The organism is Devosia sp., from assembly GCF_028290645.1.
In the GTDB taxonomy this organism is placed as follows: Bacteria; Pseudomonadota; Alphaproteobacteria; order Rhizobiales; family Devosiaceae; genus Devosia_A.
On sequence record NZ_JAQGJL010000351.1, the window covers coordinates 1 to 2,692 of the forward strand.

Here is a 2,692-nt window from a genome sequence, read left to right on the forward strand (position 1 = left end):
CAGCATACCCATCCGCTCGGCGTACTCTTCCGAATTGCCAAGTGTCGTTTCCTGATCCGGCGTGTCGTCGACCAACCAGTCCTGCCATTCCGAGGCGCCTTCATCGGCGCGCATCGGCGCGTTGAGCGAAGCGTCGCCCGAAAGGCGCTGGTTCATCGAGACCACATCGGCCTCGGTGACATGCAGGGTCGTCGCGATCTGCTTGATCTGGTCGGGATGCAGGTTGCCGTCATCGAGGGCGGCGATCTGCCCCTTGATCTTGCGCAGGTTGAAGAACAGCCGCTTCTGCGCGGCGGTGGTGCCGATCTTGACGAGGCTCCACGAGCGCAGGACGTATTCCTGGATGGCCGCGCGGATCCACCACATCGCGTAGGTCGCGAGGCGGAAGCCCTTTTCGGGCTCGAAGCGCTTCACCGCATGCATCAGGCCCACATTGCCCTCCGAGATCACCTCGGAGATGGGCAGGCCATAGCCGCGATAGCCCATGGCGATCTTCGCTACGAGCCTCAGGTGAGATGTGATGAGGCGCTGGGCAGCGCCGGGGTCTTCATGCTCCTTGTAGCGCTTGGCGAGCATATATTCCTCGTCAGGCTCGAGCATCGGAAACTTGCGGATTTCCTGGAGATAGCGGCTGAGGCCTCCTTCAGCCGAAAGGATAGGCAGATTGGTCTGGGCCATAATGCACCCTCGTCTTTCCCCCGTCGCACGGGCAGATATTCAGCCGTGTCCAGTCCGGCACACGGCTGACTGTAAGGTATATATAGGTCGATTTCGGGCCTTGATAAGACCCACCTATGCTTCACGAGAACGCGCGGCGGACGATATGGTTGCGCACAAACTAAGGGCGCGCGTAGGCCCGGTCATAAGGCTCGATGGCGGCTTCGAGGGCCTCGAGATCGGGCGGCAGCGGGGCCTCGAAGCGCATCTCCTCGCCGGTGACCGGATGCTCGAAGCCGAGTTCGGCGGCGTGCAGCGCCTGGCGTCCTAACGCCGCGACGGCGATCTTGGCTGCATCGGGGAGGCGATTGACCTTGGTGGCAAAGCCCGAGGCATAAATCTGGTCGGCGACCAGGGGGTGGCCGATATGGGCCATGTGGACGCGGATTTGGTGCGTGCGGCCGGTCTCGAGCTCGCAGCGGATGCGGGTGATGTCCCAGCCCTCGTCGCCGAAGCGGGCTTCGACGGCGTAGTGGGTAATGGCCTCGCGGCCGTCCTTGCGCACTGCCTGCTTGAGGCGATTGTTCTGGTCGCGGCCGAGCGGGGCCTCGACGGTGCCGGCGGCCTGCTGGGTACGGCCCCAGGCGAAGGCGAGATAGGCGCGGTGCAGCGGCCCGGTGCGGCCATGGTCCGCGAACTGCGCGGCGAGGTGGTTGTGGGCCTGCTCGGTCTTGGCGGCGACCATGACGCCGGAGGTGTCCTTGTCGAGGCGGTGGACGATGCCGGGGCGCTTAACGCCGCCGATGCCCTTGAGGCTGTCGCCGCAGTGGAAGAGCAGCGCATTGACCAGCGTGCCGGTGAGATTGCCGGGCGCCGGGTGGACCACCATGCCGACCGGCTTGTTGACGACGATCAGCTGGTCGTCCTCGTAGAGGATATCGAGCGGGATGTCCTCGGGAGTGGGTTCGGCCTCGACCGGCTCGGGGGCGACGAGCAGCACGTCATCGCCCTCGCGCAGCTTGTATTTCGGCTCCGCGACGGTTCGTCCATTGATCGCAACGCTTCCGGCCAGTATCAGGTCCTTGATCCGGTTGCGCGAGAACACCGGCACGGCCCGGGCAAGCGCGGCGTCGAGCCGGCTGCCCGCGTCGGCGGCATCGACCAGCAACTGCCACTCCTGTTCCTCGCCGGAAACATCCTGCATGAGCGATCCTCAAGACAAAGCCGAAACCACGCCGGAACTGACGCCGGAAGCCCGAGCGGTGCTGAGCCGAGCGCGCAAGTCCTTCCTCGTGTCGATCGGGCTGTTGTTCGTCGGCCTTATCGCCGTCGGGGCCGCGATTGTCTACCGCGCATCGCAGAGCGAGGGCAAAGGGGGCGGCGACTACGTGATCGCGTCGCTGCAGATTCCGGCCGGCGGCGAGGTGATTTCGGCGGTGGCGGCGGATGGACGGGTCACGGTGACCTATAAGCTCGGGGCGATGACAAGCGTGCGGATTTTCGATGGGAAGTCGGGCGGGATGATCCGGGAGATTCCGGTGGTGAGCGAGTAGGGCGAACGCGTCGCCGCGGGAGCCACAGCCTCGATGCTATTGGGCAAGCTGATGCATCCGACAGCCTTGCGGCTTCGGAGTTTTCAAAGAGCCATCCCCTCGTCTTGCTGAGGAGATGAAGCGGGGCCGGCGAGGCGTTGGCCTCGACGCGGGTCGTCCGCACTGTATGAGGCTCACGCCTCGCCGGCCGGCCGGGGTTTTGGGCCTATGCCATGGAGGTTCGGGAGCCTCCCGTGCCGCATCGCGAGAGCGAAGGGCTTTGATCGTCGGCGACCCAAAGGGGGCCGGCCCGCCCGCCTCCACCCGCTGCCCTTGCCCGGCAGCTTTCGCTCCTCGGCGGGATCGGCAAGACCCCGCGTTGCCAGCGGCTTCCCCGCGCTACCTGGGGCGACCGTCATGGTTTCCGCCTGGAGTGATACGACTACCACCCCACCCGGTCTCCGCTGCACCAACCACTCGTCATGACCTCGCTTCAGGTGCAG

Annotated in this window: 3 protein-coding genes; 1 reads left to right on the plus strand and 2 read right to left on the minus strand. The window is 65.5% G+C overall.

The window, feature by feature from the left end; translation table 11 throughout:
• Together JWQ89_RS18670 and JWQ89_RS18675 are read right to left on the minus strand one after the other, a co-directional pair.
• On the minus strand, positions 1 to 678 hold a 678-nt coding region (locus tag JWQ89_RS18670; protein ID WP_299643455.1), incomplete at its 3' end, for an RNA polymerase factor sigma-32.
• A 160-nt stretch (positions 679 to 838) separates the two neighbouring features.
• Positions 839 to 1,861 (minus strand): RluA family pseudouridine synthase, encoded by a 1,023-nt coding sequence (locus JWQ89_RS18675; protein ID WP_299643456.1) that lies wholly within the window; start codon positions 1,859 to 1,861, stop codon positions 839 to 841.
• On the opposite strand from JWQ89_RS18675, the gene JWQ89_RS18680 reads away from it, so the two are divergent.
• Complete coding sequence (locus JWQ89_RS18680) at positions 1,860 to 2,210, plus strand: hypothetical protein (protein ID WP_299643458.1); 351 nt, start codon at positions 1,860 to 1,862, stop codon at positions 2,208 to 2,210. The two genes, JWQ89_RS18675 and JWQ89_RS18680, sit on opposite strands and share 2 nt — an antisense overlap.
• Positions 2,211 to 2,692 lie beyond the last annotated feature (482 nt).

Bases quoted from the DNA above. Each gene is read 5' to 3' on its own strand.
- JWQ89_RS18675 (WP_299643456.1), bottom strand. From the start codon at position 1,861: ATGCAGGATGTTTCCGGCGAGGAACAGGAGTGGCAGTTGCTGGTCGAT.
- JWQ89_RS18680 (WP_299643458.1), top strand. From the start codon at position 1,860: ATGAGCGATCCTCAAGACAAAGCCGAAACCACGCCGGAACTGACGCCG.